Source organism: Cupriavidus sp. SK-4 (assembly GCF_000611125.1).
Lineage (GTDB): Bacteria > Pseudomonadota > Gammaproteobacteria > Burkholderiales > Burkholderiaceae > Cupriavidus > Cupriavidus necator.
The window spans coordinates 249-3024 of the sequence record NZ_JFJW01000056.1 but is presented as its reverse complement, the minus strand read 5'-3'; the positions used below and the strand labels follow the sequence as shown (position 1 = coordinate 3024).

3 protein-coding genes and 1 pseudogene are annotated in these 2776 nt (G+C 59.7%); 2 read left to right on the top strand and 2 right to left on the bottom strand.

What is annotated here, in order from left to right; genetic code table 11:
• Positions 1 to 570, bottom strand: a 570-nt coding sequence (locus CF68_RS11205; RefSeq protein ID WP_035818545.1) for a hypothetical protein, incomplete at its 3' end; no start/stop codon positions are given.
• Positions 570 to 1115, bottom strand: coding sequence for a PAAR domain-containing protein (locus tag CF68_RS11200; protein ID WP_035818543.1), 546 nt, complete (start codon positions 1113 to 1115; stop codon positions 570 to 572). The genes CF68_RS11205 and CF68_RS11200, both read right to left, overlap by 1 nt.
• A 223-nt stretch (positions 1116 to 1338) precedes the next feature.
• Between CF68_RS11200 and CF68_RS37475 the strand changes: the two genes are divergently transcribed.
• Both CF68_RS37475 and CF68_RS11185 read left to right on the top strand, forming a co-directional pair.
• Positions 1339 to 1494 carry a hypothetical protein gene (locus tag CF68_RS37475; protein ID WP_161786864.1) on the top strand — a complete coding sequence of 52 codons (156 nt, stop codon included), beginning with the start codon at positions 1339 to 1341 and terminating at the stop codon, positions 1492 to 1494.
• Between the two features lie 843 nt (positions 1495 to 2337).
• Positions 2338 to 2672 (top strand): annotated as a pseudogene (locus tag CF68_RS11185) (helix-turn-helix domain-containing protein).
• Positions 2673 to 2776: the final 104 nt, after the last annotated feature.

Sequence of the window (2776 nt, the reverse complement as noted above, 5' to 3'; positions counted from 1 at the left end):
CCTCAGCACACAGAATTCCTGACACCTCCCAAGGGTTCCGCTGGCAGCAATCCGCTGTGCATTGGCAAGCAGCTCGGCAGGGGTCCAGTTCCGTTTCTCTCCAGTTCTAGCTGTATTGCACCCGTGCAAGAACAGCATTCCGGACTTTCTCCACGGCAGCACTGCCAGCTTCGTCAGCTCAGCCTTATTCACCGTACCGTCCCCGGTGCCAGGCACAGCCGCAAACTCCAGTCCGCTGTTTTCGCCTCCCGGCTTACTGGCATGGGTGAACAGGTGCCCCTCTGCAACGACGTAGTTTCCTTCCCTCGCTGCCCTGGCGATGCTGGCCCACGCATCTGTAAATTGCGCCTCCGTATAGACCTCGATTGCAACGTACTTGTCTGTTTGGAGTTTCCAATCAGCTCGAGCCTTGAGGGTCCGTTCCATTGTCTGTGACGCGCGCCGGAATGAATGCTCGGAGTCTCGGTAGTAGATGGAGAAATAGAGCAACGGCGGTGCAATCAGCACCTTGACCGGTGTCCGGTCCTCGATGGGTGTCAGTCGAACCCGCACCGTTTTGATGGGTTGCATCAGGCATCCTCCCCGAAGATCTCGAGTGTCATGGTGGCTGCGCTATCGCTCGCCACCCGCTCGGTCATGCCATTGCCATCCGTCCTGCCGTTGAACGTGCCTGCCTCGCCCGTCAGCCGGTACCGCAACCGCGCCAGGGGTTGGCCCGTGTGCTGGTCGACAACCTGTATCTGCTGGTCGTAACGGGGATTTGAAGCCGCAAAGATGCTCTGCGCTGGGGAGACGGCGGCGGACATCCCGTCCCCGCCTCCCATGTCCTCATACCAGGCGTTGCCGGCTAGCGTGGCTACGATGCGCTGCGGTGTCGGGCACTTGCACAGCACTACATCCCTGTCCAGCGCTACCTCACCCATTATGTTCATCCGACGCGGGCCGCCGGCCTTGGCAATCGTGCCGACGCTCTTGCAGGCTTCGCAGTACGCCTGGCCGCCGATCAATGCGGCTTGGTTGCCGGCATCACCGAAGGTACAGGTGCGCCCCGAGCAGGGAAGGATTTTTCCGCCGTTCTTCAGCGCGTCGCCGACGACTGCAATTCTTCGCATCATGGCGCGACCTCCGCGCTGCAAGCTGGCTTCTGTTCGTTCTGCATAGGGTCTCCGTTGGGTTTGTCCTTTGCGCGTGCGCGCATGTCCATTTGTGCGCGAAAAGCTAAGGGAAGCAATGAGTCGATTTCGAGTGTTTTTGATCTGCGACAAACTGGCTTTTTTGCTGCGGTATTTGGACCCTTGCAGGGAGGAGGCGGACCAACAACAACCCAAAGGAGAGAGCGTGCACAAGATCCTCGCCGTCCTCGCCCATTGCAGCGGCGTCAAGTTCGTCTGCAAGGACGGGCACGATCAGCCAGTCCAAGCGGTCTTGCTCGTGACACCTGGCCGCATGGCGGCCTGCCTGATCGCCGCCGTTCTGAACCTGTGTCGCTCATAGTGCTGGTTGGACGTTGGCGACTTTGCGCTTGACTTGATGTATCGATCCTTCACAATCTGCTCCTTGATTGTGAACGGCAGGGTTCTCTAGACTGGCTGGGCTCCTGATCAACAGGAGTCGGGTGTGAGAACCCGGTTCACGTTACAGCGGACGGTCGCGTAAGCGGCAATTTTCGAGTCCGTTGCGCTTGTGTGCGCCTTCACTTTACGGCGGGCCGGGCGGGGCCAGCTTCAGCTGGGCCGGGTAGCGTCCGGTTTTCTCACCCCCGTTGTCTGGCCCGCCACCTCAAGTGAGAATGAGCGGTGGGCCTCCACTTCTACGTTACAGAGGTCAGCAATGCACCAGTCCAGCATCGAACCCGACGTCTTCACCCCGCCCCGACTCGATGATTCCCTTTCGCGGTTCAGTCCCGAAACCCGCCGTGCAGCGCGTGAGGACGCGCTACCTGTTCCTCGGCAACTCTTGCTATTGAATCTGTTGGATCAGGCCGATGCAGTTGCTCGAGGCACGGCCTGCGTACTGACGTTGGTTACGCACAGCGAATGTGATGCACAGGAAGAGGGGAGCGTAGCCTTGCAGGCGGCTACGTTGGATGCCTTGCGAGGGCTCTGCCGGGCCTCCCTTGGATTGCTGGCCGACAGGGTAGAAGAGGTCGCGGAGGGAATTGAGGAGGCGATGATCGGGTAGCCAATCGCGGCCCATGAGGTCGGGTCGGCGGAAGCAGTTGGCCAAAGTCCGACCTTCCCAAAGCCCAGAGATGACTGCATGCGACGCATATCGCATGCAGTCGGCATTCAATGGGAATACCGACACCGCAAGAGCCAACGCGAGGAAAGGCAAGTCATGAAGATCGACACTGAGATCCGCCACGTAACCAAGCTAGGCGCCAATCTGTTCCTGGAACTGGGGTTTTCGCCCGAGGAAGCCAAGCGGCTGCAGGCGGCGTCGAAAAACAGATCAACGACACGAAGCTGCTCAAGGAGCAGCTCATGGCCGAACTGGCGGCATGGATTGAGCAACACCACCTGAAACAGGCGGAGGCCGCCGAGATCCTGATGGTGTCTCGTCCGCGCGTGTCGGACGTAGTGAACCGAAAGACGGCCAAATTCACCATCGACACGTTGGTTGAAATGTTGAGCCGCATTGGCAAGCCCGTCCGCTTGGCAATCGGCCGGTAAGCCAGGGGCGCGCAGTAGCGGTGCGCCGCAAACCTGGCAAACGTATCCTTGATTGTGAACGGCAGGGTTCTTGCTATCGAATCTGTTGGATCAGGCCGATGCGG

What these genes read in the sequence shown, in the direction of transcription:
- CF68_RS11200 (WP_035818543.1), bottom strand. Translation starts at nt 1,115, where the DNA reads ATGATGCGAAGAATTGCAGTCGTCGGCGACGCGCTGAAGAACGGCGGA.